Here is a 25,117-nt window from a genome sequence, read left to right as displayed (position 1 = left end):
ACGGAAATAGATGCGTGGGCGACTGTACAGGAATATATGAAGATCTTTACATGTGTACATGGACTAGAGTTGCCGCATGGGACACGAAGTCGACGGGCGGCCGCGGCCTCCGGCGCAGCTCGACGCCGAATCCGCCGCGACGGTTGCCGCGACACTGCAGGCGTTGGCGACACCGAGTCGGCTGCGGATTCTCACCCAACTCCGCCAAGGCCCCAGCGGGGTGAACGACTTGGCCGACGCCGTGGAGATGGAACAGTCCGCCGTGTCCCATCAACTCCGCTTGCTTCGCGCGATGGGCCTGGTCACCGGGGCGCGCTCGGGCCGCAGCATCGTCTACCGCCTGTACGACAACCACGTGGCGATGCTCCTCGACGAAGCGGTTTATCACATCGAACACCTCGGAATGTCCTCACCGGACGCGCCCAGCACCGCCGACTCCGCATAGGCAGAGCATTTCCTCGACACCCGGCACGAATCCGGTGGGCGACACATCGCCGGGCAGGCGGGCAATTCACCGGCTTATCCCCACGCAGTTACCCCTGGGGGGTATGTCTTGCTATCGTCGAATCATGAAGCCAGTAGTCCGGCGCGCTCGACGGGGCACAGCCCCGGCGACCGGGTTGCTGATCGCGTTGACGGTGCTCGGGGTGCTGTTGATGCATTCGGTGACACCCACCCCCTCCATGTCGATGTCGATGTCGATGCCCATGACTGCTCCGATGTCCACGCCGATGACTCCGGCAACGAGCGCGGGCCATCCCCCGATGGCGTCGACGCACCCGCTCGACGATTCGATCGACGACTCGGTTCCGGTGATGGCCGCCGAACACGGCTGCCCGCCGACGCATCAGATGATGCATCCCTGCGTGGGCACGACGGTGTCATGGCCCGCGTTGTCGATCCCGGCGATCAACGCCGAGATCGACCTGTCTGCGGCGTCGATAAAACCGAATCTCGGGCGCACCGACTCCATCCTTGAACGCGCGCCGCCGTGGACGTTGTGGGAGTTGGACAGATCGGTGACCTTGCGAGTGTGACAGGGAGCCCGGTGGATCCACGTCCACCGGCGAATCGACACACCCTCGGTTTCCTGGATCACCCACTTTTGCAAGGAGTTTCACATGCGTACCAAAATGATCGCGGCCTTTGCTGCTGCCGCAGCGAGCGCATTGATCGTCGTCGGCTGTAGCGATAATTCGACCGAGTCGTCGATGGACGGGCACTCGATGAACTCGTCATCGGCGTCCTCGTCTGCTCCGGCGTCACCGCAGGCGGATGCGTCCGCACGGTTCAACGATGCCGACGTGATGTTCGCGCAGATGATGTACCCGCATCACGCCCAGGCTGTCGAGATAGCCGCGATGGCCCAGGGCCGCACCGACAATCCGGATGTCGTGGCGTTGGCTGCGGCGATCGCCGGCGCACAACAGCCCGAGATGGACCAGATGACCACCTGGCTCGCCGAGTGGGGCCAGCCTGCACCCACCGCCGACATGGGGCAGATGAGCTCGATCAATCACAGTTCGGGTAGCGGCATGATGACCCCGCAGGACATGGACGCGTTGACGGCGGCGTCGGGTCCGGAGTTCGACCGTCAGTGGCTGACGATGATGATCGCCCACCACACCGGCGCGATCGAGATGGCGAACACCGAAATCTCCGACGGTTCCAACCCTGACGCGCAGGAGATGGCCCGCACCATCGTCGCCACTCAGCAGCAGGAAATTGCGACCATGCAGCGACTGCTCGGCTGACCTGGTTCCGTATCGAGGAAGGCCGCATCCTCTGGATCGACAAGATCGAGAGGATGCGGCCTTCGAGTGTGTTGCGGTCAAGATTCCTGGAGAATTCGGGGGCTCAGACGTGCAGCTGCGAGCCGGGTTCGAGCCGCGCGTCGCGGCCCGTCTCCACTGCGCCGGTGATGGCGTCGGGTGAAAGGTCGAGTCGACGCAGCAGTTGTGCGTTGGCGGCGACGATGATCGTCGACAGTGACATCAGGATCGCACCGATCGACATGGGGAGTACGAACCCGACCGGGGCCAGCACCCCAGCGGCGAGCGGGACGGAGATGAGGTTGTATCCCGCTGCCCACCACAGGTTTTGCTTCATCTTCCGGTACGAGGCACGGGAGAGTTCGATTACCGACAACACCGACCTCGGGTCGTCGCTGGCGAGGATCACTCCGGCCGACGCGATCGCGACGTCGGTGCCGGCCCCGATAGCGATACCGACATCGGCCTGCGCCAGAGCCGGGGCGTCGTTGACTCCGTCGCCGACCATCGCCACCGTACGGCCTTCGCTCTGGAGTTCAGCGACGTTGTGCGACTTGTCTTCCGGTTTCACCCCGGCGAAGTAGCGGTCCACACCGAGCTCGGTGGCGACGGACTTCGCGACGGCGTCGGCATCACCGGTGATCATCACGACCGCGATTCCTCGCGCGTGCAGCGCGTCTACCGCAGTGCGTGACTCGGACCGGATCTCATCGGCGAGCGCGAGGGCACCGATCACGGCCCCGTCGGCGAGGACGTGCAGGATGATCGCCCCGTCCCCGCGCCACCGGTCGGCGACAGCGAGTTCGGATCCGTGTTCCTGCTCGAGCAGTGCCGGCCCGCCGACCTGGATCCGGACGCCGTCGACGTCGGCTGCGACCCCGACGGCGGGGGACGACTGAAAGCCGGCTGCAGCCGGGACCGTCAGGTTCCGCGCGCGTGCGGCCTCGACGATGGCACGGGCGAGTGGATGTTCGGAATCTGCTTCTGCGGCAGCGGCCAGCGCGAGAACGTTGTCGGCGGTGCGCCCGCCGGTCACCTCGATTGCGGTGACGGTGGGTTCACCCTTGGTGAGGGTCCCGGTCTTGTCGAACAGCACGGTGTCCACCGTGCGCATGGTTTCGAGTGCGAGCCGGTCCTTGACCAGGACACCGCCGCGGGCGGCGCGTTCGGTGGCGATGGAGACCACCAGCGGAATCGCCAGTCCGAGTGCGTGCGGGCAGGCGATGACCAGCACGGTGATGGTGCGGATGACGGCGTCGTCGGGCATCCCGACCAGAGTCCACACAGCGGCGGTGATGATCGCGGCACCGAGAGCGAACCAGAACAGCCAACCGGCGGCCGTGTCGGCGATGCGCTGAGCGCGCGAGGTCGAGTTCTGGGCGTCGGCGACCAAGCGGCCGATGCCGGCGAGGGCGGTGTCCTCCCCTACTGCGGTGACCTGGACGCGCAGACCGGAGTCGGTGGCTACCGTGCCGGCGACGACGTGGTCGCCGTCGCTGCGGCGGACGGTGCGGGATTCGCCGGTGATCATCGATTCGTCCATGCTCGCCGATCCGGAGACGATGGTGCCGTCCGCCGGTACTCGGCCGCCGGGGCGGACGACGACGACATCACCGAGCTGCAGCTCGGCCGGGGACACCGGCACCACATCGTCGCCGTCGACGCGTTCGGCGGTGTCCGGGAGCAGCGCCGCCAACGAGTCCAGAGCGGAGGTGGTCTGCGCGAGGGATCGCATTTCGATCCAGTGCCCGAGCAGCATGATCACGATCAGCAGCGCCAGTTCCCACCAGAAGTCGAGCTGATGATCGAGCAGGCCGAGGCTCGCTCCCATCGACGCGACGAATGCGACGGTGATCGCGAGGGCGATGAGCAGCATCATTCCCGGTGCACGTGAACGGATTTCGCTGACTGCGCCGGTGAGGAACGGGGACCCGCCCCAGGCGTACATCACGGTGCCCAGCACCGGGGAGACCCAGGCGATCCACGATGAGTCGGGCAGTGAGTATCCGAGGAGCATCGCGAACATGTTCGAGGCAACGATCACCGGAACGGCGAGGACCAGCATGACCCAGAACAGGCGACGAAACATACCGACGTGATCCCCGTGACCGGCATGACCACCGTGACCGGTGTGCCCGCCGTGCTCTGCGTTGTGCCCGCCGGTGTCGTGGTCCGACTGCGGAGTCGCCTTCTCTGCCACGTCCGTGTGCATTTCGGGTCCTTCTTCATGCCCGCTGTGCTGCAGTCTGTTCGGCGGATCCGTCCGCGCGGAGTCGACGTCGGAGTGTGTGTGATCGTTCATCGTGCTGTCCTCTCATCCATCGAGTTCGATATCCATTCATCCCATGAACTCGTGGGTTCTGGTTCGGCTGTGTATTCGGCGTCGAGGGCGACAATGATCTGCGCCTGGACGAGCGTGGCTGTACTGGTGACCGTGAATGTCCCTGCCGCCGCCGATAACGCGACAGTGTCCATTCCGATCACGGCGTTGACGTCGTTGCGGACCGACGACTCACAGTGGCCGTACATCGATACCGGCGTAACTGACAGTGCGTGATGATCATGCGTAGCTTTCGACATCTCGGACAACATATACCCCATAGGGGTATATGTCGATCAAGTCGAACCATACCCCTTCCTGATCTCATTGGGAAGAACCGTCAGGGTGTTGTCAACGCGTGAGCGCCAGTCGGCTGGCCACCAGGTGCACCCGCGGTCGCTGTCATGCTCACGGACGGGCATGGATGTCGATACCGATTCGGTCAAGGGGCGCATGCATCCGCGGCACAGCTGAGCCTTACAGCGACGGGCGTACCTGCACACGCGCGTGGATCATCGGCGTTCGCTGCGATTTCCGTTACGAGTCTTCTCACCGACTGGAGGCAGGGCAGGGCGAATTACGCCGTGTCACGGCGCGCATGGCGAGCCCGCGTGTCGACTCTCGAAGATCGCGGAACTGCTCGTTCGGTCGATCGCTGACGCCGCAGATCGGACGGTGGAGCGATACTGTCTCGTTCACCATGGGGCTGCGGCGACGCCGATGTAGCGTTGAGTAAGTCGTAGATGGGTGTATCACTCACGTTCGGTTCCACTTTCGATCTGATCGTTTCGGTGCGCCTTCGAACGCGCCGACAGTTGCCGCTCACCGGCCCCGGGCGAGCCCTGCCCTACCGGCCAGCCGGCGCGCACCGACATATCCAGTCCGCAAACTCGGTCACATGCGGTGAAAATGCCTGCCCGTCACACCGCAGTTGCTCTTTACCGAGTGTCGGCACGCTTGCGCAGCGCAGCGGTCGCCAATTCTGCGACCGCTGCGCGATAGAAATCTCGATCTATCTCCCCGGCCGCGAATCTACGATCGAGGATTTCCTGCGCGTCCTCCCCCGATTGCGGGCGAGCGGACATCAGCCGAACCGCACCCCAGATCAACAGAGCGATCACGACCAGCCAGAACGCGGCCATTCCTGCCATCATCGTCCATCCGCCACTCATGGTGCCCATATTCATCATTGCTGCTCCTCACTCTCGCACCAGCCACCTGCTGACCTGCGGAGTGTGGTCATCCCGCAGCTCCTACTATAACGCTTAGTAGTTCAGCTACTATCGAGCATAGTAGTTGACTGCTGTCGAGACGCCGTCGCCCGGACAGGCGATGATGGAGGCAACCTGTGGGAAAGAAATCCAGCAAGTCGCGATCGAAAGCGCACAAACGACGAACCACGGCGACACGATCCGGGGGCGGCCCACCGGCTCCCCACCCCGGTGCCATACGTACTGAGCCCCAGCCAAGGCATCCCCTCTCAGCGGTGGCCCCACATTCTGCGGTCAGCGTCGCCGCCGCCGATTATCTTCGAAGCAGGGGCCACTCGCCCGGCAGCGGTGCACTCCATCCCACTGTCGCCCGGGCTTTCGCGCCGGCCTCCACTACCCCACCGCGAGCGTCGGCCCAGGCCGCAGATCCGACGATCGATACTGCAGCGCCGCCGGAGCGCCCACGTGCCCGCACGCCTGAAGCTGTTGCGCCCGCACCGCAGAGTTACGCACCCAAGCGCTCACCAGCCACCAGTTGTACCGATGAGATTTCCCAGGTCGAGCCGCTGGGGCTTGCGGTGACGTACTGGGGTGTCGGCGGGGCCGATGCCGAGCCCAGCCACGACGTGGCGATTCGCTTCACTGGATCGCGGGTGGAAGTCGAGGGCCATGCATCGACCGAGAAGGTCGGTTTCGATCGGACTCTGGTCGTGAAATCACGTCCTGCCGCTGGAGGCCGGTTCGCCGCGACCACCCGTATTCAGGGCATTGCCAGCGGGGAGTGGGAGGTGAGTGCGCGACGCATCGACGGGGGCGCAGACAGTAGCGAACGGCAGCAGAACTCTGTGCTCACCGCGCGCACTGCGCTACTGACATACGGTCCCGCTGTGCGGGTGTGGAGTTGGCCGGCGTTGGTAGCCGCGGGAGCGGTGGTTGCATTGATTGTTCAGGGATTCCTGCTCTCACGCATGGATGCCAATGTTGCTGCTGCTGTTGCAATTTCAGCTCTGAGTTGCATTCTGGGATATATCGGTGCCAAGGTTTGGTACTTGATCTTGCACCGTCGACCGATATCTACTTTCATCCGCGCAGGAGCGTGCATACAAGGTTTTCTTCTCGTTGCGCTGGGCACCTTGGTCATCGGCGGAGCACTCGGGGGTATGGACGTCGGCGCAGTCCTGGATGCAACCACCCCGGGATTGTTTCTCGGCATGGCGATCGGTCGTCCGGGATGCTTCTTGGCGGGCTGCTGTTCGGGGCGTCCGACTCGATCTCGGTGGGGTCTGTTTTCGTCCGATCGCACCCTGGCGACGAGGAGGATTCCCGTTCAGCTCTACGAGGCCGCTGCAGCCCTGTTGATCGCAGGAGTTGCGCTCGCAGTGGTGCTTCAGGTCGACCTTCCCGTCGGAGGGCTGGTCTTCCTGGGGAGTATTGCCGCATACACATTGGTCCGGCAGGGCCTGTTTCTCTTCCGGGTGGACGCGCACACTCGTCGAGGCCGACTCACTGTCTCGCTCATCTGCTGCGCGGTCCTCATCGGCGTCCTCGCAGCGTCGCAGGTGCTCTCGTGATCACCGAACGTATTTTTATGCGTGTGCCTTTCGATGATCACCTCGATGCGATGGCACCGCATTCGGTGTCCCGATCGACGCTCCGTAGTCCGGCATCGATACTGACTGTCCTCGTCCTTGCACTCGCTGGATGTACCGGCGGCGAGGTCTCTGAGCCCACCGCGTCAATGCCCGTTGCTACACGGGCGGAACTGCTCGATCCCGCTGACTTCGCCGCCGCAATCGCCGATCCCGCCCGAGTCACGATCAACGTCCATACCCCCGACGAGGGCCAGCTCCCGGGAACCGACTCGAGCCTTCCCTTCGACCAGATCCGACAACAGGCCGCGACGTTGCCGCCCGACCGGACCACGCCGCTGGCGATCTACTGCCGTACCGGGACAATGAGCGCCACCGCGGCGAAAGACCTGGCCGCTCTCGGCTATACCGATGTCGTCGAACTACAAGGCGGCATGCTCGCGTGGCGACACACCGGACGAACCATCGGAGAATGATCACGCACGTTCCGCACCACCGCCCCCGAAGGTCGAGCACCAGAACCGATCCGGTGAAATCGAATGCCGAGATCGTCTTGGTCAGGGTTTACCAGGTCGGGACCGGACACTTCGCCGATGGTCCCGCTACTGCCGGGAAGTGAACCTATCGGTTTGCCAGCGGGCGCAAACGACGTCGAACGGGCCCCGGCCTGTACCGGCGAATCAGAACCTCGCCCGCTGTCACCCTCAGTGCTACCAGCGCAGGCGTGCCCTCGCCCCAGGTTGCCTTCTCCTCGGCGGTGGTTCGGCTCCGTCGGCCGACTCGCTCACGATCGACAACGTATGGACGTGCTGGCAGCGCGCGATGTCAGGCGAAGAACGAGACGGCCGGTCGTCGGAAGACGCGGGCGGCCCCTACACCGAGGCGTACGAGCGTGAGCGACGCCGTCGAGGTCGGGGCTGGGTGGCACTGATAGCGGGTGTCGTGATCGGGTCGACCCACGTCATCTCGGGCAGCTTCGGGTCACTTCCGAACGCCGAGCGGCAGGATCTCGCGGTAGGCCATCCGATGGCGATGGTCCTCGCCGCTCGTCGTTTCACGACGATCGCTTCCCACCCCGGGCAGCAGAGGGTGAGTACGGCGGGCCAGCGAACGTGATCGACAGGGTCGCAGTTCGTCTCATCCCACGGCGCAGGATGCCAACGTCATGGCCCCCAGCAGAGTCAGTACCGGTAACGCGGGCAGGGCGACGGCGGTGCACGCGGCGAACGCGCGCGCCCACCGGAAGGGAGCATGCGGGATCACTCGGTCCACGGCGAGACGATCGAGCCGCACAGCGGTGGTGTCCGAGACCATCCCGAGTGCAGGCAGAGGGACCGGGTGCGGGTGCAGCGAAGTCAGGGCGCGTCGCACAGGGTGTCGTCCGTGTGAGCGTGCTGCCCGAGCGTCGGCGTCGAGTTCGACGAGAGCGCGCACGAGCGAAGGTGACGCTCGCATGATCGGTAGCCACGGAAACGCATAGGCCACCGACTCGGCAATGCCTACGAGCAGGTGATGCCGGCCATCGATGTGCGCATGTTCGTGTGCGAGGACCGCCTCGACTTCAGCAGGCGTCAACTGCGTACGCAGCCCCTCGCTGGCCACGACCATCGCCGGTCGTCCCGCGACGCTGTACGCGAGAGGACTGTCCAACGGAAGCCACAAGGTCGACGCGGGTTGATTCGAACCGGAAAACCCGACGCCTCCAGCGATGATGCGCAGCAGATCGATGTGCCGCTCGTACACTCGCCGTCGCTCACACACTGCGCGCCTCAGGTGGACGATCCAGCGGACTGCGCCGCAGCCCAACATCGCAATCCCGACAACCCCGACGATGGCCTCGACGCGGGCAGGTATGTCGCCCTGAAGGGCGAGCCAGCATTGGTGTGCGATGTCGACCAGGGTCGTCACGCCCCCATGACTGGGGATCGCACTGAGCACGACCGGTACCGCAATGCTGACCAAGGTGCCCACAACGAGCGCCGACCACGTCAAGAGCGTGACGTGCGCATCGATACCTCTGTCGATCATCGACCTCATCAGCAATGGCGCGGCAGCCGCAACCAACAGCCCACCGAGGGCCCACAGGAGTACGGCAGTCACCTCTGACGCTCTTTCAGACCGCGGGTGAGCACCTTCGATTCGTCATCGGAAGCGCCGCGGGCGAAGTGCAGCAGCACGCTCGTCGGGTCGCCGGTCGATTCGAGAAGTATTCGCAAGGCGTCGGAGGCGGCTTCTTCCCTGCTTCGGGTGGCTTCGTACCAATATGCCCGTCCGTTGCGTTGTCGGTGTACCCAGCCTTTACGGTGCAAATTGTCGAGCACCGTCTGAATCGTGGTGTACGCCGGTTCTCGACCGTCCTCGAGTTGATCGATGACATCACGAACCCGGACTGCGGCGCTGGTATTCCACACCACGTCCATCACCAGAGCTTCGAGCTCTCCCAAACCCTGCATGAGTGCCTCCTAGGCGCGTGTTCACTCTATCCCGTCGAACGAGCCAGCTACGTGATCCTTCGGTAGCGAGCACCCTGGTCCGAGAGGTTTGCATGCCTCGAATACGAATGCGGCCGTAGGCTCACGCCAGGTAGGACACCGATGTCATCATTCCCGCTTCCCCGTGATAGAGGTTGTGGCAGTGCAGAAGCCACTGGCCGGGATTGTCGGTGTCGAAGTCGACTTCGACAGTTTGGTTCGGCAAGACCAGCGAGGTGTCCTTCCGGGGGCCTGATCCGGCACCGTTGACAACCTCGAAGGTGTGTCCGTGCAGATGCATGGGATGAAACATCGTGGTGGCGTTGACGAAGCGAAGTCGTACTCTTTCGCCTTCGCGAACGTCGAGGGGGGTGTGCTGCTCGTACGTCTCACCGTTGAGCGTCCAGGTGTACCCGCCCATCTCCATCCCGAGAGCGATGTCGTACGTGCGATCCGGCTCGCGTGCGGACAAGCGGACCGTATCGAGCGACCTCAGTCGATCAGCCATCACCGGGGCTGCAGAGAGTTCGGCAGGCCGGACTGAGGACTGCGGCGCGGCGCCTGGCCCGGTACGCAACACAGCGAACCCGCTCCCGTCCTTACCTTCCGCGGCGGCGACAATCGGAAACGCCCCGTCCTGCAAGGTGATGATTGCGTCGTAACGCTCTCCCATCCCTATCAACAAGCATTGCGCCTGCTCGGGCTGAACCGGAAATCCGTCGCTGTGAGTAACAGTGAGAGGATGCCCCCCCACTGCGAAACGGAAGGCCGTGTCGGCAGCTGCGTTGATGATGCGCAGGCGCAGCCGCTGGCCCGGCCGTCCGCCGAGCACGATGGGATCGGCCCCGATCTTGCCGTTGATCAGGTAGTACGGGTAGCTCACGTCGCCGATGTCGCCACCGAGAGGCGACTGGGCGGTGGGCGCGCTCATCGACATGCCGCCCATCGACATGCCCTCGCTGCGCAGCCGTTCGAGTTCTCGATCGGGGTCGCCGGCTACCCCGTCGAGCCAGTCGTCCAGGACCAGGACGGCTTCGAGGTCGTAGTCCGAGCCGTCGGCGGGGTCCTCGACGATCAGCGGTGCATACAGTCCTCTGTCGAGTTGGGTACCGACGTGAGGGTGAAAGAAGTACGTGCCCGCGTCGGGCACGGTGAAGTCGTAGCCGAACGAGTCACCGGAAGCCACAGCCGGCTGAGTCAGGCCCGGCACTCCGTCCATGTCGTTGCGCAAGGCGATTCCGTGCCAATGGATCGTCGTCTCCTGCTCGAGGCGGTTGTCGAGCTGTGCGCGCAACACATCACCTCGGCTCAGGCGAATCTCGGCACCGGGGAGTCTGTCGCCGAAAGTCCAGGTCTGTACCTGCACTCCGCCGAGGTCGATCGTGCTGGGCTGAGCACTCAAGGAAATATCGACTTGTCTGCCGGTAGCCGAGCGGCGCGCGTCCTCGGCCTGTCCCACCACATCGGAGTCCGGTCCGACGACTGCTGTTGCGGACGAGCCATTGCCGCATGCCCCCAACACGACGGCACTCGTTCCGGCCGCGCTCAGCGCGAGAAAGTTGCGGCGCGTGAGCGAGAACGCACCTGCCCGCTGCCCGGTCATACACATCTCCCAATTCTGTAGAAGTCCGTCCGCCGGCGGGCGTTCGATCCTCGCCGCGTTGCTGGTGCTGGTGCTCGTGCTCGTGCTCGTGCTGAGATCAGCGCACAAGCGCTGTTACCGCCTCCCGCACCTGACTCGGGTCGTAGAACACCGGCGTCGAGGTGATGCGCTCGATCGTTCCATCGCTCTGGACCAAGAAACTCAGGGGCAGGACAGGGGGCGCGTCAAGTGTCTGCAACGCCGCGTCGGCCTGATCGAACGAGGGATAGTGCACTCCCAGCTCGGTGAGCAGGCTCAATGCCGCATCGGCATCGTCTTGGACGTTGAGACCGACGACCCGAACCGCATCCGGTTCTGCGGCGTACTGGGCCAGAACCGGAATCTCCTGTCTACACGGACCGCACCACGACGCCCAGACATTGAGCAATGTGGGTTGCCCAGCCAGGGAGGTCCCCAGATCGGATAAGTCCGACGTTCCCAAGCATCGTGCGGACGTACCGACGAGCTCGCCAGTTACGGGGGACGGAACCGGCGACGAGGTCGGGCACGGCTCGAGGGCAGCACGGGTAGCGATCACTGCCGACGGGAGATCCTCGTCCTCGACGTGAGGTGCCGATCCTGCGGACCCCACCGACTGGGTCGAGGGATCTCGAGACCACAATGCCAGCGCTCCAACAACTGTCACGATGACGATGATCGCAAGTAGGGACCAGCGTGTCGTCACCCGCTGCACCCTGCACCTCTGTCTCGTTCACCTCGACGATGTCTTCCGGTCTGTCAGCGTCATACTACACGATCTACTATCTTCGATAGTAGCAACGTGGATCCTGCACGCCGTCAACGCTTTCGCGGCCCCCTTCACCCTCGGGCCTCACAGTGCCAGCACACAGCTCTCCGGCCGTTCGCCGAAGACGACCGCCCCCATCGAGGCGCACGATGAAGGCCGTCCAGCGACGCCGAGTCCTTCTGGCGCAGAAGATATTACGTACATGAACCCCGGCTCCCGAGAAACAACCCGACGATCGAAATGGGTCGCAGGGTGCGAATGTTACCGATGTAATTCACTGTGACTGATGGTGCTTGTGCGGAAAGAGTGTAATAGTGATGCGGCGTGTCGCCTTGACTCGAAGGCGACCTGAATTACTGCCAGGTATGCAGTTGCCGTCCAGGAGGACCACCGACATGAGACCTCTACCCTCGTCCTCGTACATGGCGCACCGAACTCGGTGGGGTACTCGCATCCTCGTCGGTACCGCGTTCGTGGGAGGCATCCTCGCGCTGGCACCCACGGCGTCTGCAGCCCCGGACGCCGATCCGGCTGCGCCGCCGCCTGCCTTCCCCGCGCAGGCCCAATCGGACCCGCACGTCCAACAGGAGGTCCTCGATCTCGTCGTCGGCGCACTACGCGAGATTCGCGCCAACGGTGCTCTCGACGACCTGGCCGGCCCACAGAGCCGCATCGTCTCCTGCCTCGTGGGCACGATCGGAGCCACCGATACAGCTGACGGACCAACGGGAGCCCTTTCGCGACTGATCCCCTGTCTCGCGCCGATCGACGACATCGACCCCACAGTTCTCCCCCGACTGGTGTCGTCGATGGACGTCGCCACACTTGCATCCACACTCGCGGCCGCCGAGACTCCCCACGATCCGGCCACCCCGCACACCTCGTCGCGCGCACATGCGGCGGTCCCACCCGGCAGGTCGAACGCCGAGCCCTCGACCGAACAACCGACCGCCCAAGGCACCCAGGACACTCAGGACCCCGAGTCGGCCGCCGAGTCGGCCGACTCGGCGACGCCCGAACTGCCCGCGCTCGAACCCGACGCCACTGTGCCTGAAACGTCGGCACCCGGCACGTCATCTGAAACAACGACACCCGAAACCACGACACCCGAGGCGGGCGATCATTCGTCGGCCGCCCCGCAATCCCCTACCGGCACAACAGGGTCGAGCAACGGAAAGTATCGTGCGCCGACAACAGGAACGTTGACCTCGACCTTCGGCGACGGCCGCGCCCATCAAGGAATCGACATCGCCAACTCCACCGGTACACCGATCGTCGCCGTTGCGGACGGCGAGGTGATCAGCGCGGGACCGGCCCAGGGCTTCGGACTCTGGGTGCGTATACGCCACGATGACGGCACCGTAACGACCTACGGGCACAACAACGACAACCTCGTGACCGTAGGTCAACGCGTCACTGCTGGTGAAGAAATTGCGACGGTAGGAAACCGGGGTATCTCCACCGGTCCACATCTGCACTTCGAGGTCGACACACCCGCCGGCAACAAGGTCGACCCCAGACCCTGGCTCGCGGAACGCGGAGCCACCATCACCGGTTCGGATCGTGACTCGTAGCCGAGCCTCGACCGCACGGCCCGCCGATGGGAACGAATTCCGCACTGTTGCACTGACTTCGGATGCGTCTCTGCGGTCTCGTTTTCACCATCAGACCTGAACCCTCGGTGCCTCGACATGTTCAGCGGGAGCGCAGTACGATCGCCCGCATTCCGGTAAGTTCGCCGTACCTACTGCGAGCCCGAGAGGTGAAACGGGGGCCTACGACCGAACAGCCGCGTCGGACAGCGCGACACCCCGAGAGGCGAGCCACTCCTGAGGATCGACCTTGCTCCCCGCCGCGTCGACGACCTCGAAATGCAGGTGAGGCCCGGTCGATTGGCCACGATTGCCGACGGTGGCGATCTGCTCACCGGCTTGTACTCGTTGCCCCACTGTCACCAAGGTTTGATCGATGTGCCCGTAGACCGTTGTCGTTCCATCGTCATGTTGAAGACGTACCCAGAGGCCGAATCCGTCTGCAGGACCGGAGTCGAGCACGGTAGCGTCGGCTGCCGCGTAGACGGGAGTTCCGATAGCGTTGGCGATGTCGAGCCCGGTGTGCGTAGTCCCCCATCGTGGACCGAAATCCGAGGTCAGGGTCCCGGCGACCGGACGAACGACGAGTGGTCGCAGCGCCGCTGCATCACGCGCAGCGCTCTCCTCTGCCCTTCGTTGCCCCTTCGCCAACTGCTCGATCGCATCGTTGATATTGGAGATCTCCGGTATGGCGAGGATCTGAGGCAAGTATTCGGCCACCGGGTCCTGCATCGGTGTCGCTTCGTGCACGGGGACTGCCTGCGCCTGTGCGGGACTCGCATATTGGGCACCCGCCGTGACCAGAGCGCCCGCTGCCACCGCAATACCGACAGCGACACTGCCGCGGCGCTCGGTGGCGCGCGCCCGAGCGCGATGCCGCCCTCTCGGCGTCACCGCCACTCCCTGCACGTCACAGTCCATCAACTGTCGACGTCGGTCGGTCATGCGGGTCATACGGTGTTGTGCCACAGCAGAGTCCTCGGTAATCGAATGGAGCGAGGCGTAATCATCGACGTGCGCACCTCACTGATGTATCGAACGGATCACGACGCGATAACGAAAAGATACACGACGAGTGGGGTAATTACTATCATGGTTAGTAGTTCGATGTCCCCCGCAGTGGTTTCGTGCCTCACAGCGCGGTAGCACCGGACGTCGACGGTCGGAGACCATCGGCCGGCGAACGCTGCCTTCTCCATGCGAGAGCACACCCCACGACAGCAAGAACGACCGCGGCGTACTCCGGAAGCGGTCCCAGCTTTGTCGCCCACGTCGATCTCGTTTCCAGGGCAACATCAGCGACCAACGTCTGCGCAGTGAACAAGCCCGAACGATCTGCGACCTTCCCCTGTGGGTCGATGACGGCACTGACCCCACTGGTCGCCGCAACGAGAACAGTCCTGTTGTGCTCGACCGCCCGCAGCCGCGACATCGCCAACTGCTGGTAGGTCATGTCGGTGCGCCCGAACGTCGCATTGTTGGTGGGGACCGTGATCAGCTGCGCCCCCGCACGCACGGACTCAGTGACCAGGTCATCGAACGCGACCTCGTAACACGTGGCGACGGCCGTCGGAATTCCGGCGATATCGACGACACCGTCGCCCGACCCGGGAACGAAGTTACCGGCCTGCGAGGCGTACGAGGACAACGCCGTCATCACAGATCGCATCGGGAGATACTCTCCGAAAGGAACAAGTTTGCGTTTGTCGTGTCGCTCCCCCGGTCCGAGTACCGGATCCCACACGATCGAGGTATTCGTCGAGGTGCCGTCGTCGTTGCCAAGGACCGCACCGACCAGAATCGGCACCCCGACCGACCGCGCTGCAGCGTCGATCCCGGCAGTGGCGTCGGCATTGCGCAGCGGATCGATATCGGATGCATTCTCCGGCCAGATCACCAGGTCGGGAGCGGGCACACTGCCGACGGTGATGTCGTCCCCGAGTTGCCTTGTTCGCTCGATGTGATTGTCGAGAACTGCTCGACGTTGCGAGTTGAAGTCCAGACCCAACCGCGGAACGTTGCCTTGCACAACGGCGACCGTCGCACGCGCTGCGCCTGCGTCGCCAGCGGGAGTGAGCGCGAAAGCCAGAGCTGGCACGATCACTACAGTGGCCACCGATCCGACTGCGAATCGCGACGTCGGCGAGCGTACCTGGCGGACCACACTTGCCAGTGCCGCGCCGATCACTGCGACTGCGAAAGATACACCGGGCGCACCGGCGAACGCGGCAAGCGAGAGCAGAGGGCCGTCTGCTTGGGCGAAAGCTAATCTCCCCCACGGAAATCCCCCGAACGGAATCCGTGCGCGCAGACCTTCGGTGGCGGTCCAGATCGCGGCGATCCACAGCGCTTCGAAGCGCAACCCGGACACTGCGGCCGCTGCAGCGCAGAACAGTGCCACTGCTATCGCTTGGATCGCCGCGAGCGCCAGCCACGGCGGGGCGCCGACGTAGACGCCCACCCAGGGCAGAAGGGGCAGAAAGAACGCAAGCCCCGACAGATACCCATAGAAGAATGCCGCCCGGATGGAACGGCCGCGGATGACGAGAACAAGAACCCCGATACCCAGCGGCGCGAGGAACCACAGCGACCGAGGTGGAAAGCCCGCGTACAACAGCACACCAGCAGATACCGCGGACGATGACCTGCCTGCTATCGCGGTGAACGCACGACGTCGGGTTCGTCGGTGACGGTTCATTGTTGTTGCGCTGGACTCGATATCGAGCATGCCTGCATGGCTCTTTTCTCATGTACGGCATAGCGCCACCTGACCACCCTCGGTTGCTACTATGCACGATAGTAGTAACAGCGGTGAGCCCGGACCGGCTCCCCCGCCGACACCGCGCCTCTGCGACGTCGATGCATACCCCGGGATATCGACCGCGCACCTTCGCTGTGCCCTTTCTTCTTCGCGGTGCCCTTCGTGGCCGGGCATCGACCGGTGCACGGACCACCCTCGGCTCGCACAAGATGCGTGCTGGACCCCGGGATGGAGACTGGCTTCTACCGCGCCGCAGCACGCCGACATATGCGGGTGCATCTGCTCTGGCGGCCATCATGATCACCGCCCCGATCGTCCTGGCCGTGTTCGACGTGACCAGAAACATGTGGTGCCTGCGGGCGGGCGGTGTGACCGCCCGATTCGGCGGCGCCACATCAGGGGCACCCTGAATGGGTTGGGCCAACCCAGTTTCCGGCTGCTACCGTCGAGGCGTTGTGAGAATCTCTGTGCTGGGCCCGCCGCGCCTGCGGACGGTTATCGCAGTCGCCGCTGTCCTGTATTTGTTGGCTCACACCATCGCTCAATGCGGCATCGCCTGGGAACAGGACCATCACAGCGACGGCGTACACATCGTTTCGTCCTCGTCTCAGGCCGCCGCGGAACTCTCCCCGAACCACGCGCACATCGACGTCGGATCGCCCCACATGGCGCACGATACGAACACCGTCATCGCAATGCCCCGATCCGACAACCCGCCCCGCCCATCGACCATCGCCGCGGTCGCCGCGATGGCCTTCGATGTGGTGTTGGTGGCGATGTCTGCCCCGCGCATTTCGCGAGCCCCACCGGATCTACCCATTCCGATCCGGCACGGCCGAACCGTCTTGAACGAACTCTGTATCAACAGGTGCTGATCAGCAGCCCGCGGGCCATCCGAGGACTCCTCTTCTCATGGCCCAGTTCGTGCTGCCCATCACTCACTTACTGCGCCCTCGCAGGTCACATACAGGGATTACTCATGAACAGTGCTGTTCGCTCCACACTCGTGCCACCGTCCTCCGCCGGCCACATGTTGGCGACCGCCAAGAACTGCCCGGAACCGAGCACGATGGTCGGCAACACTCCTGTTCTGTGGATCGGTGAACCGTTCGCGGACTCCGGCCGCGGTTTCTGGGCGAAACTCGAAGGCAGCAATCCCGGCGGGATGAAAGACCGCCCCGCGCTGCACATGGTCGAGAAAGCAAAGGCCCGCGGCGACCTCGCTCCCGGTTCGATGATCATCGAATCCACCAGCGGCACCCTCGGCCTGGGTTTGGCCCTGGCCGGGATCACCCATCACCACCCCGTCACCCTCGTCACCGACCCGGGACTGGAACCGATCGTGCACCGGATGCTCGCCGCGTACGGTGCCCGCGTCGAACTGGTCACCACACCGCACCCCGACGGCGGCTGGCAGCAGGCCCGGCGTGAGAAGGTCCGTGAGCTCCTCGATACACATCCAGGGTCGTGGTGCCCGGATCAGTACACCAACCCGGACAATGTCGAGGCGTACGAGTCGCTCGCTCACGAACTCATCGCCCAGCTCGGACGCGTCGACACCTTGGTTTGCTCGGTGGGCACCGGAGGGCACTCCGCCGGGGTGGCCCGGGTGCTCCGGCAGTTCTGCCCCGACCTGAAACTGGTCGGTGTCGACACCATCGGATCGACGATCTTCGGGCAACCCGCCAGCACTCGGCTCATGCGCGGGTTGGGTTCGAGCATCTATCCCGACAACATCGACTATCCCGCCTTCGACGAGGTGCACTGGGTGGCCCCGCACGAAGCGGTGTGGTCGTGCCGCACCCTGGCGGCGACGCACCACGCCAGCGGCGGCTGGAGCGTCGGGGCCGTCGCCCTCGCGGCCGGCTGGATCGCTCGCACCAGCCCGCCGGAGACCCGGGTCGCGGCGGTCTTCCCCGACGGACCGCAGCGCTACTTCGACACCATCTACAACGACGACTACTGCACCGAGCACGGCCTGCTCGACGTTGACCCGCCGACCGAGCCGACGACCATCGCCCACCCCACCGATGAGACTGTGACGTCGTGGACGCGGTGCGCCACCGTCGTCGATCCCACCGTCGTCGATCCCACCGAGAGCGTTCGATGAAAACTTTTCTGACCAAGTTCCGTAGCTTCGACCGGCCCAGCCAGGTGTTGATGGTCAACCAGTTCTCCATCAACGTCGGTTTCTACATGCTGATGCCGTACCTGGCCGGGTATCTGGCCGGTTCCCTGGGCCTGGCGGCGTGGGCGGTCGGGCTGGTGCTGGGTATGCGGAACTTCTCCCAGCAAGGGATGTTCCTGCTCGGCGGCACCCTCGCCGACCGCCTCGGATACAAACCCCTGATCGTCGCCGGCTGCCTGCTGCGAGTTGCCGGTTTCGTACTGCTCGCGGCCGTGGAATCGCTGCCGGCGATCCTGCTCGCCTCGGCCGCGACCGGGTTCGCCGGTGCGCTGTTCAACCCGGCCGTGCGGGCGTATCTGGCCGCCGACGCAGGGCCACGGCGGGTCGAGGCGTTCGCGGTGTTCAACGTGTTCTATCAGGCCGGGATTCTGCTGGGCCCGTTGATCGGTCTCGCTCTGACCACCCTCGACTTCCGAGTCACCTCACTGGCAGCGGCCGCGATTTTTGCTGTTCTGACGATCGTGCAGATTTGGACGCTCCCCGCGCACCGGGCCGAGACGACCGGGGCCACGACATCGGTACTCGAGGACTGGCGGGTGGTGATGGCCAACCGACCCTTCGTGCTGTTCGCGCTGGCGATGATCGGATCCTACGTGCTTTCGTTCCAGATCTATCTTGCGCTGCCGCTGCAGGCTGCGGTGGTAGTCGGTAACGGCAGGTCCGACACCGCTCTGGTGACCTCGTTGTTCGTGGTCTCCGGCGTGGTCGCGATCGCCGGGCAGTTCCGGATCACGTCCTGGTTGTCCCGCAGGTGGGGTTCGGGGCGAAGCGTGGTGGTCGGTATGGCAATCATGGCGCTGGCGTTCCTCCCGCTGATCGTGCTGCCGAGCCCGGCCGCGCTGGGCGGGTGGGCCGCCGCCGGTGCCCTGGTGTTCACCGCTGCACTGTTGGCGGTCGGCACCGCCGCGGTGTTTCCGTTCGAGATGGACACGGTGGTGACCCTGTCGGGCGGGAAGCTGGTGGCCACCCATTACGGGTTCTACAACACCATCGTCGGGGTCGGCATCCTGCTCGGCAACCTGGGTACAGGAGCCGTCTTCGGGCTTCTCAGCGACGCGCATCTGGGTGCACTGATCTGGGCGATACTGACCCTGGTCGGGGCGGCATCTGTGGCCGCTCTCTATGCGCTCGATCGATCCGACCGGCTCACCCCACCCCCCACCGAGACCACGGTGACCGAAAGCGGCGAGGTACCGGCCACCGGCTAGCGGCAGTGCACGCCGAGAAGTGGCCTGCATTGCCCACACCCGAGACCTCGACGATGGTTGCCGAACAGAGGGTGTGACGCGGCACCGTTCACGACTATCCACCGACCGGTGGCCCGCATTCACACGAATGCGGGCCACCCACGCCTCAGGCGGGGGTGTTGCGGTGACGTTGGAGGCGACGGACGACGGGGTAACCCGTGACCACCCCGAGGACGATACCGATTTGCATGAGCATCCAGAACGCAGCGTCGGTGGCCGGTGGCATGGTCTCGGTGTAGTACAGCAGCAGCATCCAGCCACCCATCCCGAGGTCGAACGCCAGTACGGTCAGTGCAGCGACGCCGAGCGCAGCCACGACAGAACGCCGAATGGATTGCCTGCGTACCGACTACCGGTGTGATGGCCGAACGCTCGTATACGAAGAGCATGATCGTGGCCAGTATGGCGATGACGATGATCATCACCCAAAGAACACTCTGTCCGCACGAGATTCGACGTCGGCAAGGACGGAAGCGACATCATCGAGAAGATTGTGGGCATCTCTGCGCGCGCGTAATCCGCGTTCGTAGTAGCCGGAGTCGAGGACGCCCGCCGATGCAGGCTCTGGTGCGACGTTCGATTCTGGGTGCCGCTCCCGCATCCGAGGGCGGTGTTCCGGTCAGTGCCCAGGGTCATGCCGTAGCACCGGTGCGGCACATCTCGTTGCATACCGTAGGGGGGTATGGTAAATCTGTAAGTGGGTCGCGACGACCTCGATCACATTCCGAATCGAAGAAAGAAGGGCATCGATGAACACCACCGTCACCGTCACCGGAATGACCTGCGGGCACTGCGTCTCCTCGGTCCGAGAGGAGATCAGCGGCATCCCCGGTGTGACCGCCGTGAATGTCGACCTCGCGAGCGGCCGAGTCGATATCGACTCGGACACCCCGATCGAGCAGACGGCCATCGCCCACGCAGTCGACGAGGCCGGCTACCAGCTCGCCTCCTGATCGACACCAGACCCGGACAGGAGATTCGCACGATGAACGCATCATCGAAGTTCGTCGGATTCACCATCGCCCTAGCCGCGGTCTTCGGGCTCGCCTTCGGAGCCGGGGACGCCTTCGGCCCCGAAGGTGCCGCACCACCCGACACACACGACACCTCGACTCACGACGCCGCCGCGGTGTCCACTGCGGGCGGGCCCGTCGCCAATCAGAGACCTGGAGGATTGATGGTCACCGACAGCAGATACGCCGCGGTGCCCGCCGCCTCGGAGCCGATGCCCGCCGGGCACGGACACTGACACACCACCACACCCCGAGAGGAGCGACGATGAATCCCGTCACGCACCACCCCACCGCCGACGGCCGGGTCGAACTCGACATCAGTGGTATGACCTGCGCCTCCTGCGCGAACCGGATCGAGAAAAAGCTCAACAAGCTCGACGGTGTCACCGCGACGGTGAACTACGCCACCGAAAAAGCACGCGTCGACTACGTCGGTGATGTCTCGACCGAGGATCTCGTGGGCACCGTCGAGCAGGCCGGCTACACCGCCACGGTCCCCGCGCCCGCCGCCTCCTCCACCGACCCCGACGCGGCCGGGCCAGCCGAGATCGACCCCACCGCCTCGCTGCGCCAACGCCTGCTCATATCGCTGGTGCTCAGCGTGCCGGTGATCGCGATGGCCATGGTTCCGGTACTGCAGTTCACCAACTGGCAGTGGCTTTCCCTGACCCTCGCCGCACCCGTGGTGGTGTGGGGGGCATGGCCGTTCCACAAGGCCGCCTTCACCAATCTGCGGCACGCCACCTCAACGATGGACACCCTGATCTCGATGGGCACCATCGCAGCACTGGGGTGGTCGTTGTATGCCCTGTTCTGGGGCACCGCCGGAACGGCCGGCATGACACACCCGTTCGAGCTGACCATCTCCCGCTCCGACGGGGCCGGCAACATCTACCTCGAGGCCGCAGCCGGAGTCACCACCTTCATCCTCGCCGGCCGCTACTTCGAAGCACGCTCCAAGCGACGCGCCGGTGCCGCCCTGCGTGCCCTGCTCGAGCTCGGTGCCAAGGAAGTCTCCGTCCTGCGCGAGGGTGTCGAACAGCGCATCCCCACCGATCAACTCATCGTCGGTGACGAGTTCGTCGTCCGCCCCGGGGAGAAGATCGCCACCGACGGCGTGGTCGCCGACGGCTCTTCCGCGGTCGACAATTCGATGTTGACCGGCGAATCCGTGCCCGTCGAGGTAGGACCCGATGATCTGGTCGTCGGCGCGACGGTCAATGTCGGTGGCCGAATCGTGGTCCGGGCGACCCGCATCGGCTCGGACACCCAGCTCGCACAGATGGCGAAACTCGTCGAAGACGCTCAGACCGGTAAAGCCCAAGCTCAGCGTCTGGCCGACAAGATCTCCGGAGTCTTCGTCCCGATCGTGATCGCCCTTGCCGCGGCGACACTCGGCTTCTGGATCGGCACCGGCGGTGGGATCGCGGCCGCGTTCACCGCAGCCGTCGCCGTCCTGATCATCGCCTGCCCGTGTGCCCTCGGCCTGGCCACCCCGACCGCGCTGATGGTCGGCACCGGCCGCGGCGCTCAGCTCGGCATCCTGATCAAGGGTCCCGAAGTGCTCGAATCGACCCGCCGTGTCGACACCGTGGTACTCGACAAGACCGGCACCGTCACCACCGGCAAGATGACTCTGCTCGACGTGATCACCGCCGACGGCGAGGACACCGCGCAGGTGCTGCGCCTGGCCGGTGCACTCGAAGATTCGTCCGAGCACCCCATCGCCCAGGCCATCGCCAAAGGTGCCCGCGAGAAGGTCGGAGCCCTGCCACCGGTGGAGCAGTTTATAAATATCGAAGGCCTCGGGGTGCAGGGCATAGTCGACGACCACGCAATGATCGTCGGACGGGCCCGCCTCCTCGCCGACCGGGCGCAGCAGCTGCCGGACGAACTCGAAAGTGCGATGCGTGCAGCCGAATCCGAGGGCAAGACCGCCGTCGCAGTCGGTTGGGACGGTCGGGCTCGCGGAGTACTGGTCGTCGCCGACGCGGTCAAACCCACCTCCGCCGAGGCGATCGAGCAGCTGCGGGGCCTGGGTTTGACGCCGATCATGCTCACCGGCGACAACGCAGCCGCCGCGCGTGCCATCGCCGACCAGGTCGGCATCCACGAAGTGATCGCGGAGGTGCTGCCCGCAGACAAGGTGGACGTCGTCAAAAGGCTGCAGGAGCAGGGCAAGGTAGTGGCGATGGTCGGCGACGGCGTGAACGACGCCGCCGCGTTGGCGCAGGCCGACCTCGGTCTGGCGATGGGCACCGGTACCGACGTTGCGATCGAAGCCAGCGATCTGACGTTGGTGCGCGGTGATCTGCGCGCAGCAGCGGATGCTATCCGCCTGTCCCGCCGAACGTTGGGCACCATCAAGGGCAACTTGTTCTGGGCGTTCGCCTACAACGTGGCCGCCCTCCCCTTGGCTGCGGCCGGGCTGCTCAATCCGATGCTGGCCGGTGCAGCGATGGCGTTCTCGTCGGTGTTCGTGGTCAGCAACAGCTTGCGGTTGCGCCGGTTCAAGTCCCTCACCGGATAACCGCGCGGGTAGAACAAGCACCCAAAAGGCTGGGGTGGGCGTGGCATGCAGGCGCGCCACCCCACCCCACCGCTACAACCCCGATGCAGCCTACGAAAGGAGAGGGCCATGTCCTTCGTGACAACGACCTTGGTGCAGATCACCCGGCACCCGGCGACCCGAGCGGTGGCCCGCTGCGCGGTGATGTGCGCTGCGGCGGCGGCCCAGCGACGACTCGACGGACCGACCCTCTCGCGCCATACCCCGGGCGGGCATAATCGAGGATGCTCGGCATGACACTCGGATTCCAGGAGGACACCATGGCCACTCCCGCGGCCGCGCAGGCACCCGCCGAGACCGACGGCCATGATCACGCCGCGCACGGCTACATCACCGAAAAGGACGCCTACCTCAAACGCCTCAAGCGCATCGAAGGCCAGGCCCGAGGACTGCAGCGCATGGTCGAGGAAGACAAGTACTGCATCGACATCCTCACCCAGGTCTCGGCGATGACCAAAGCCTTGCAGGCGGTGGCCATGGGCCTGCTCGAAGCTCACATCAGCCACTGCGTGGTCGACGCCGCCATCGCCGGCGGTCCCCAAGCCGACGCGAAGATCAAAGAGGCCACCGACGCGATCTCACGGCTCGTCCGCTCCTGAGCACCGGCAGTGCGAAGCCATTCCTCGCCGTCCACTCCCGCGTGCTTGTCGGAAACCTCGGCGAGGCGGCGCAGGCAGAGACCGTCATGACCGAAACCGTATCGGCGATTCTGCGCGATCGCCGAGTCCTCGCCACCGTGGCAGCGCTGGCAATACTGGCAGTGGCTGCCGCCCTCGTACCCCGCCCGTCGATCATTGTGGTGCGCGAGTGGGCGGAGTCGATGGGCCCGTCGTTCGTGGTGGTGTTCTTTCTGACCCAGGCGGTGTTGACGATTGCCCCGGTACCGCGCACGGTGTTCACCCTCAGCGCCGGACTGTTGTTCGGTCCCGCCACCGGGGTCGCCGTCACGATCGCCGCCACAACTGTCAGCGCTGTGCTGGCGTTGCTGCTGGTGCGCGCGCTCGGGCGCACCGCGGTGCAGGAGCGGCTGACGAATCCTGCGGTCAAGTCCATCGATGCCCGGTTGGCTCGGCGGGGGTGGCTGGCCGTCGGGTCCTTACGGCTCATTGCCCCGGCACCGTTCGCCCTGGTCAACTACTGCTCCGGACTCTCCGCGGTGCGCCTGCTGCCCTACACGACGGCCACTGTCGTGGGGATTCTGCCCGGTACGATCGCCGCGGTGCTGTTCGGGGACGCTTTGACCGGGCGAACGAATCCGGCATTGATAGTGGTGACGTCGGCCTGCGTGGCCGCCGGGGTGGCAGGATTGCTGGCCGACGCCCGCCTGCCGGTGTCGCAGGCACAGCCCAACACCGCAGATGGCGCATCGAGAAGCGGTCGCCTTCGTCGTCTGTTGCTGCCGGACCGCGGATAGGACGTGGCGAGAAATCCTACAATTTTGCTGCGCCTGCACCGCCAAAGCCAGCGGAGTTGCCGAACTCCTGACCTACGCGAGAAGTAGGGCACGCGCGTTCCCCGCGGATTCGCAGTCGAAGAGCCCACACCATCACCCCCACCGACATCACTCCGATTACGGGCTGCACGGGTGCCCATAGATCCAGAGCACCGCTCACCCCGACCGCCACCACTACCAGTTTGTTGCATATCGGACATCCGACTGCCAACAACGACAACGCATTCGCACTGACCCCTACACGGGAAGAAACCGACGACGCCAGCCCAGTGCTCACGTATGTCGCAAGAATGAGGCCACTGAGAACTGCGGTGGCAATCCACACCGGATAGTTCCACCACAACACCGGGGTCATTCGAACGTAGAACGCAGTGTGGATGATCCCGGTGGGGATCGCCACGACCAGCGCGGCCACCGTCGCGCCCAGTAACGCGGCCACCCAACGCCGCGCCGGCCAGTCACGCATCGTCACAGTCGTCATCCCTCTCCCGGTCAGCGGATACCACCCCACCATCTACTATGAATGATAGTAGTTTGCAGG

27 protein-coding genes are annotated in these 25,117 nt (G+C 64.8%); 17 read left to right on the top strand and 10 right to left on the bottom strand.

Annotated features, from left to right (window positions below; all coding sequences use genetic code 11):
* The first annotated feature begins 76 nt into the window (after positions 1 to 76).
* The 3 genes from J1M81_RS22605 to J1M81_RS22595 all read left to right on the top strand — a co-directional run bounded on the left by J1M81_RS22605 (position 77) and on the right by J1M81_RS22595 (position 1,754).
* Positions 77 to 445 carry a metalloregulator ArsR/SmtB family transcription factor gene (locus tag J1M81_RS22605; protein ID WP_032375718.1) on the top strand — a complete coding sequence of 123 codons (369 nt, stop codon included), beginning with the start codon at positions 77 to 79 and terminating at the stop codon, positions 443 to 445.
* A 124-nt stretch (positions 446 to 569) separates the two neighbouring features.
* Positions 570 to 1,037, top strand: coding sequence for a hypothetical protein (locus tag J1M81_RS22600; RefSeq protein ID WP_032375717.1), 468 nt, complete (start codon positions 570 to 572; stop codon positions 1,035 to 1,037).
* 84 nt (positions 1,038 to 1,121) lie between these two features.
* A complete protein-coding gene (locus tag J1M81_RS22595; RefSeq protein ID WP_032375716.1) occupies positions 1,122 to 1,754 on the top strand; it encodes a DUF305 domain-containing protein in 633 nt (210 codons plus the stop codon).
* Between the two features lie 103 nt (positions 1,755 to 1,857).
* On the opposite strand, the gene J1M81_RS22590 is transcribed toward J1M81_RS22595, so the two are convergent.
* Positions 1,858 to 4,074, bottom strand: a complete 2,217-nt coding sequence (locus J1M81_RS22590) for a heavy metal translocating P-type ATPase (RefSeq protein WP_206498886.1) — start codon at positions 4,072 to 4,074, stop codon at positions 1,858 to 1,860.
* A 956-nt stretch (positions 4,075 to 5,030) separates the two neighbouring features.
* The gene (locus J1M81_RS22585) at positions 5,031 to 5,282 is read right to left on the bottom strand and encodes a hypothetical protein (RefSeq protein ID WP_032401334.1); all 252 of its coding nucleotides are present in this window, start codon (positions 5,280 to 5,282) and stop codon (positions 5,031 to 5,033) included.
* Positions 5,283 to 5,578: 296 nt separating this feature from the next.
* Between J1M81_RS22585 and J1M81_RS26935 the strand changes: the two genes are divergently transcribed.
* The 3 genes from J1M81_RS26935 (at position 5,579) to J1M81_RS22570 (ending at position 8,008) form a co-directional block, all read left to right on the top strand.
* Positions 5,579 to 6,874: a prolipoprotein diacylglyceryl transferase family protein gene (locus tag J1M81_RS26935; protein WP_255182258.1), complete on the top strand. Its 1,296-nt coding sequence runs from the start codon at positions 5,579 to 5,581 to the stop codon at positions 6,872 to 6,874.
* 23 nt (positions 6,875 to 6,897) lie between these two features.
* Positions 6,898 to 7,368, top strand: coding sequence for a rhodanese-like domain-containing protein (locus tag J1M81_RS22575; protein ID WP_255182257.1), 471 nt, complete (start codon positions 6,898 to 6,900; stop codon positions 7,366 to 7,368).
* Positions 7,369 to 7,714: 346 nt separating this feature from the next.
* Positions 7,715 to 8,008 (top strand): hypothetical protein, encoded by a 294-nt coding sequence (locus J1M81_RS22570; protein ID WP_094661921.1) that lies wholly within the window; start codon positions 7,715 to 7,717, stop codon positions 8,006 to 8,008.
* A 21-nt stretch (positions 8,009 to 8,029) separates the two neighbouring features.
* Here the strand turns inward: J1M81_RS22570 and J1M81_RS26930 are convergent, their stop codons facing one another.
* The 4 genes from J1M81_RS26930 to J1M81_RS22550 form a co-directional block, all read right to left on the bottom strand.
* Positions 8,030 to 8,992 carry a M56 family metallopeptidase gene (locus J1M81_RS26930; RefSeq protein WP_206498885.1) on the bottom strand — a complete coding sequence of 321 codons (963 nt, stop codon included), beginning with the start codon at positions 8,990 to 8,992 and terminating at the stop codon, positions 8,030 to 8,032.
* A complete protein-coding gene (locus tag J1M81_RS22560) occupies positions 8,989 to 9,345 on the bottom strand; it encodes a BlaI/MecI/CopY family transcriptional regulator (RefSeq protein ID WP_032375711.1) in 357 nt (118 codons plus the stop codon). Before J1M81_RS22560 ends, J1M81_RS26930 begins: the two co-directional genes overlap by 4 nt.
* Before the next feature lie 121 nt (positions 9,346 to 9,466).
* Positions 9,467 to 10,966, bottom strand: coding sequence for a multicopper oxidase family protein (locus J1M81_RS22555; protein ID WP_206498884.1), 1,500 nt, complete (start codon positions 10,964 to 10,966; stop codon positions 9,467 to 9,469).
* A 97-nt stretch (positions 10,967 to 11,063) separates the two neighbouring features.
* Positions 11,064 to 11,651, bottom strand: a complete 588-nt coding sequence (locus tag J1M81_RS22550; RefSeq protein ID WP_080733473.1) for a TlpA disulfide reductase family protein — start codon at positions 11,649 to 11,651, stop codon at positions 11,064 to 11,066.
* 497 nt (positions 11,652 to 12,148) lie between these two features.
* On the opposite strand from J1M81_RS22550, the gene J1M81_RS26530 reads away from it, so the two are divergent.
* Positions 12,149 to 13,327, top strand: a complete 1,179-nt coding sequence (locus J1M81_RS26530; protein WP_241258385.1) for a M23 family metallopeptidase — start codon at positions 12,149 to 12,151, stop codon at positions 13,325 to 13,327.
* 201 nt (positions 13,328 to 13,528) lie between these two features.
* Here the strand turns inward: J1M81_RS26530 and J1M81_RS22540 are convergent, their stop codons facing one another.
* Entirely contained in the window at positions 13,529 to 14,314 is a 786-nt protein-coding gene (locus tag J1M81_RS22540) for a M23 family metallopeptidase (protein WP_243597146.1), read from the bottom strand.
* A gap of 163 nt (positions 14,315 to 14,477) precedes the next feature.
* A complete protein-coding gene (lnt, locus tag J1M81_RS22535; protein ID WP_373454000.1) occupies positions 14,478 to 16,073 on the bottom strand; it encodes an apolipoprotein N-acyltransferase in 1,596 nt (531 codons plus the stop codon).
* A 242-nt stretch (positions 16,074 to 16,315) separates the two neighbouring features.
* Between lnt and J1M81_RS22530 the strand changes: the two genes are divergently transcribed.
* The 4 genes from J1M81_RS22530 to J1M81_RS22515 all read left to right on the top strand — a co-directional run bounded on the left by J1M81_RS22530 (position 16,316) and on the right by J1M81_RS22515 (position 19,502).
* A complete protein-coding gene (locus tag J1M81_RS22530; protein ID WP_143545450.1) occupies positions 16,316 to 16,516 on the top strand; it encodes a hypothetical protein in 201 nt (66 codons plus the stop codon).
* A 45-nt stretch (positions 16,517 to 16,561) separates the two neighbouring features.
* Complete coding sequence (locus tag J1M81_RS22525; RefSeq protein ID WP_255182256.1) at positions 16,562 to 16,981, top strand: hypothetical protein; 420 nt, start codon at positions 16,562 to 16,564, stop codon at positions 16,979 to 16,981.
* A gap of 104 nt (positions 16,982 to 17,085) precedes the next feature.
* Positions 17,086 to 18,216, top strand: a complete 1,131-nt coding sequence (locus tag J1M81_RS22520) for a PLP-dependent cysteine synthase family protein (protein WP_094642698.1) — start codon at positions 17,086 to 17,088, stop codon at positions 18,214 to 18,216.
* Positions 18,213 to 19,502: an MFS transporter gene (locus J1M81_RS22515; RefSeq protein WP_032375707.1), complete on the top strand. Its 1,290-nt coding sequence runs from the start codon at positions 18,213 to 18,215 to the stop codon at positions 19,500 to 19,502. Before J1M81_RS22520 ends, J1M81_RS22515 begins: the two co-directional genes overlap by 4 nt.
* Before the next feature lie 145 nt (positions 19,503 to 19,647).
* Here J1M81_RS22515 and J1M81_RS22510 read toward each other — a convergent pair whose 3' ends face one another.
* Positions 19,648 to 19,872: a DUF4396 domain-containing protein gene (locus tag J1M81_RS22510; protein ID WP_094648397.1), complete on the bottom strand. Its 225-nt coding sequence runs from the start codon at positions 19,870 to 19,872 to the stop codon at positions 19,648 to 19,650.
* Between the two features lie 418 nt (positions 19,873 to 20,290).
* Here J1M81_RS22510 and J1M81_RS22505 point away from each other — a divergent pair, with 418 nt between their 5' ends.
* From J1M81_RS22505 to J1M81_RS22480, 6 genes are all read left to right on the top strand, one after another.
* Positions 20,291 to 20,494 (top strand): heavy-metal-associated domain-containing protein, encoded by a 204-nt coding sequence (locus J1M81_RS22505; RefSeq protein WP_032375705.1) that lies wholly within the window; start codon positions 20,291 to 20,293, stop codon positions 20,492 to 20,494.
* 32 nt (positions 20,495 to 20,526) lie between these two features.
* A complete protein-coding gene (locus J1M81_RS22500; RefSeq protein ID WP_032375704.1) occupies positions 20,527 to 20,790 on the top strand; it encodes a hypothetical protein in 264 nt (87 codons plus the stop codon).
* Positions 20,791 to 20,819: 29 nt separating this feature from the next.
* Positions 20,820 to 23,084 (top strand): cation-translocating P-type ATPase, encoded by a 2,265-nt coding sequence (locus J1M81_RS22495; protein ID WP_032375703.1) that lies wholly within the window; start codon positions 20,820 to 20,822, stop codon positions 23,082 to 23,084.
* Positions 23,085 to 23,192: 108 nt separating this feature from the next.
* The gene (locus tag J1M81_RS22490) at positions 23,193 to 23,360 is read left to right on the top strand and encodes a hypothetical protein (protein ID WP_155288777.1); all 168 of its coding nucleotides are present in this window, start codon (positions 23,193 to 23,195) and stop codon (positions 23,358 to 23,360) included.
* Positions 23,361 to 23,383: 23 nt separating this feature from the next.
* Complete coding sequence (locus J1M81_RS22485) at positions 23,384 to 23,722, top strand: metal-sensitive transcriptional regulator (protein WP_032375786.1); 339 nt, start codon at positions 23,384 to 23,386, stop codon at positions 23,720 to 23,722.
* A gap of 86 nt (positions 23,723 to 23,808) precedes the next feature.
* On the top strand, positions 23,809 to 24,537 hold the full coding sequence (locus tag J1M81_RS22480; RefSeq protein WP_045841173.1) for a TVP38/TMEM64 family protein: 729 nt from the start codon (positions 23,809 to 23,811) through the stop codon (positions 24,535 to 24,537).
* 16 nt (positions 24,538 to 24,553) lie between these two features.
* On the opposite strand, the gene J1M81_RS22475 is transcribed toward J1M81_RS22480, so the two are convergent.
* Positions 24,554 to 25,057, bottom strand: coding sequence for a hypothetical protein (locus J1M81_RS22475; RefSeq protein WP_176457804.1), 504 nt, complete (start codon positions 25,055 to 25,057; stop codon positions 24,554 to 24,556).
* Between the last annotated feature and the right edge of the window lie 60 nt (positions 25,058 to 25,117).

The sequence above is a fragment of the Rhodococcus sp. KRD175 genome, assembly GCF_017168275.1.
Lineage (GTDB): Bacteria > Actinomycetota > Actinomycetes > Mycobacteriales > Mycobacteriaceae > Rhodococcoides > Rhodococcoides fascians.
This window is presented reverse-complemented; position numbering and strand designations above follow the sequence as displayed.

Bases quoted from the DNA above. Each gene is read 5' to 3' on its own strand.
- J1M81_RS22605 (WP_032375718.1), top strand. From the start codon at position 77: ATGGGACACGAAGTCGACGGGCGGCCGCGGCCTCCGGCGCAGCTCGAC.
- J1M81_RS22600 (WP_032375717.1), top strand. From the start codon at position 570: ATGAAGCCAGTAGTCCGGCGCGCTCGACGGGGCACAGCCCCGGCGACC.
- J1M81_RS22595 (WP_032375716.1), top strand. From the start codon at position 1,122: ATGCGTACCAAAATGATCGCGGCCTTTGCTGCTGCCGCAGCGAGCGCA.
- J1M81_RS22590 (WP_206498886.1), bottom strand. From the start codon at position 4,074: ATGAACGATCACACACACTCCGACGTCGACTCCGCGCGGACGGATCCG.
- J1M81_RS22585 (WP_032401334.1), bottom strand. From the start codon at position 5,282: ATGATGAATATGGGCACCATGAGTGGCGGATGGACGATGATGGCAGGA.
- J1M81_RS22570 (WP_094661921.1), top strand. From the start codon at position 7,715: ATGTCAGGCGAAGAACGAGACGGCCGGTCGTCGGAAGACGCGGGCGGC.
- J1M81_RS22560 (WP_032375711.1), bottom strand. From the start codon at position 9,345: ATGCAGGGTTTGGGAGAGCTCGAAGCTCTGGTGATGGACGTGGTGTGG.
- J1M81_RS22555 (WP_206498884.1), bottom strand. From the start codon at position 10,966: ATGACCGGGCAGCGGGCAGGTGCGTTCTCGCTCACGCGCCGCAACTTT.
- J1M81_RS26530 (WP_241258385.1), top strand. From the start codon at position 12,149: ATGAGACCTCTACCCTCGTCCTCGTACATGGCGCACCGAACTCGGTGG.
- lnt (WP_373454000.1), bottom strand. From the start codon at position 16,073: ATGCTCGATATCGAGTCCAGCGCAACAACAATGAACCGTCACCGACGA.
- J1M81_RS22530 (WP_143545450.1), top strand. From the start codon at position 16,316: ATGCGTGCTGGACCCCGGGATGGAGACTGGCTTCTACCGCGCCGCAGC.
- J1M81_RS22520 (WP_094642698.1), top strand. From the start codon at position 17,086: ATGAACAGTGCTGTTCGCTCCACACTCGTGCCACCGTCCTCCGCCGGC.
- J1M81_RS22515 (WP_032375707.1), top strand. From the start codon at position 18,213: ATGAAAACTTTTCTGACCAAGTTCCGTAGCTTCGACCGGCCCAGCCAG.
- J1M81_RS22505 (WP_032375705.1), top strand. From the start codon at position 20,291: ATGAACACCACCGTCACCGTCACCGGAATGACCTGCGGGCACTGCGTC.
- J1M81_RS22500 (WP_032375704.1), top strand. From the start codon at position 20,527: ATGAACGCATCATCGAAGTTCGTCGGATTCACCATCGCCCTAGCCGCG.
- J1M81_RS22495 (WP_032375703.1), top strand. From the start codon at position 20,820: ATGAATCCCGTCACGCACCACCCCACCGCCGACGGCCGGGTCGAACTC.
- J1M81_RS22490 (WP_155288777.1), top strand. From the start codon at position 23,193: ATGTCCTTCGTGACAACGACCTTGGTGCAGATCACCCGGCACCCGGCG.
- J1M81_RS22485 (WP_032375786.1), top strand. From the start codon at position 23,384: ATGGCCACTCCCGCGGCCGCGCAGGCACCCGCCGAGACCGACGGCCAT.
- J1M81_RS22480 (WP_045841173.1), top strand. From the start codon at position 23,809: ATGACCGAAACCGTATCGGCGATTCTGCGCGATCGCCGAGTCCTCGCC.
- J1M81_RS22475 (WP_176457804.1), bottom strand. From the start codon at position 25,057: ATGACGACTGTGACGATGCGTGACTGGCCGGCGCGGCGTTGGGTGGCC.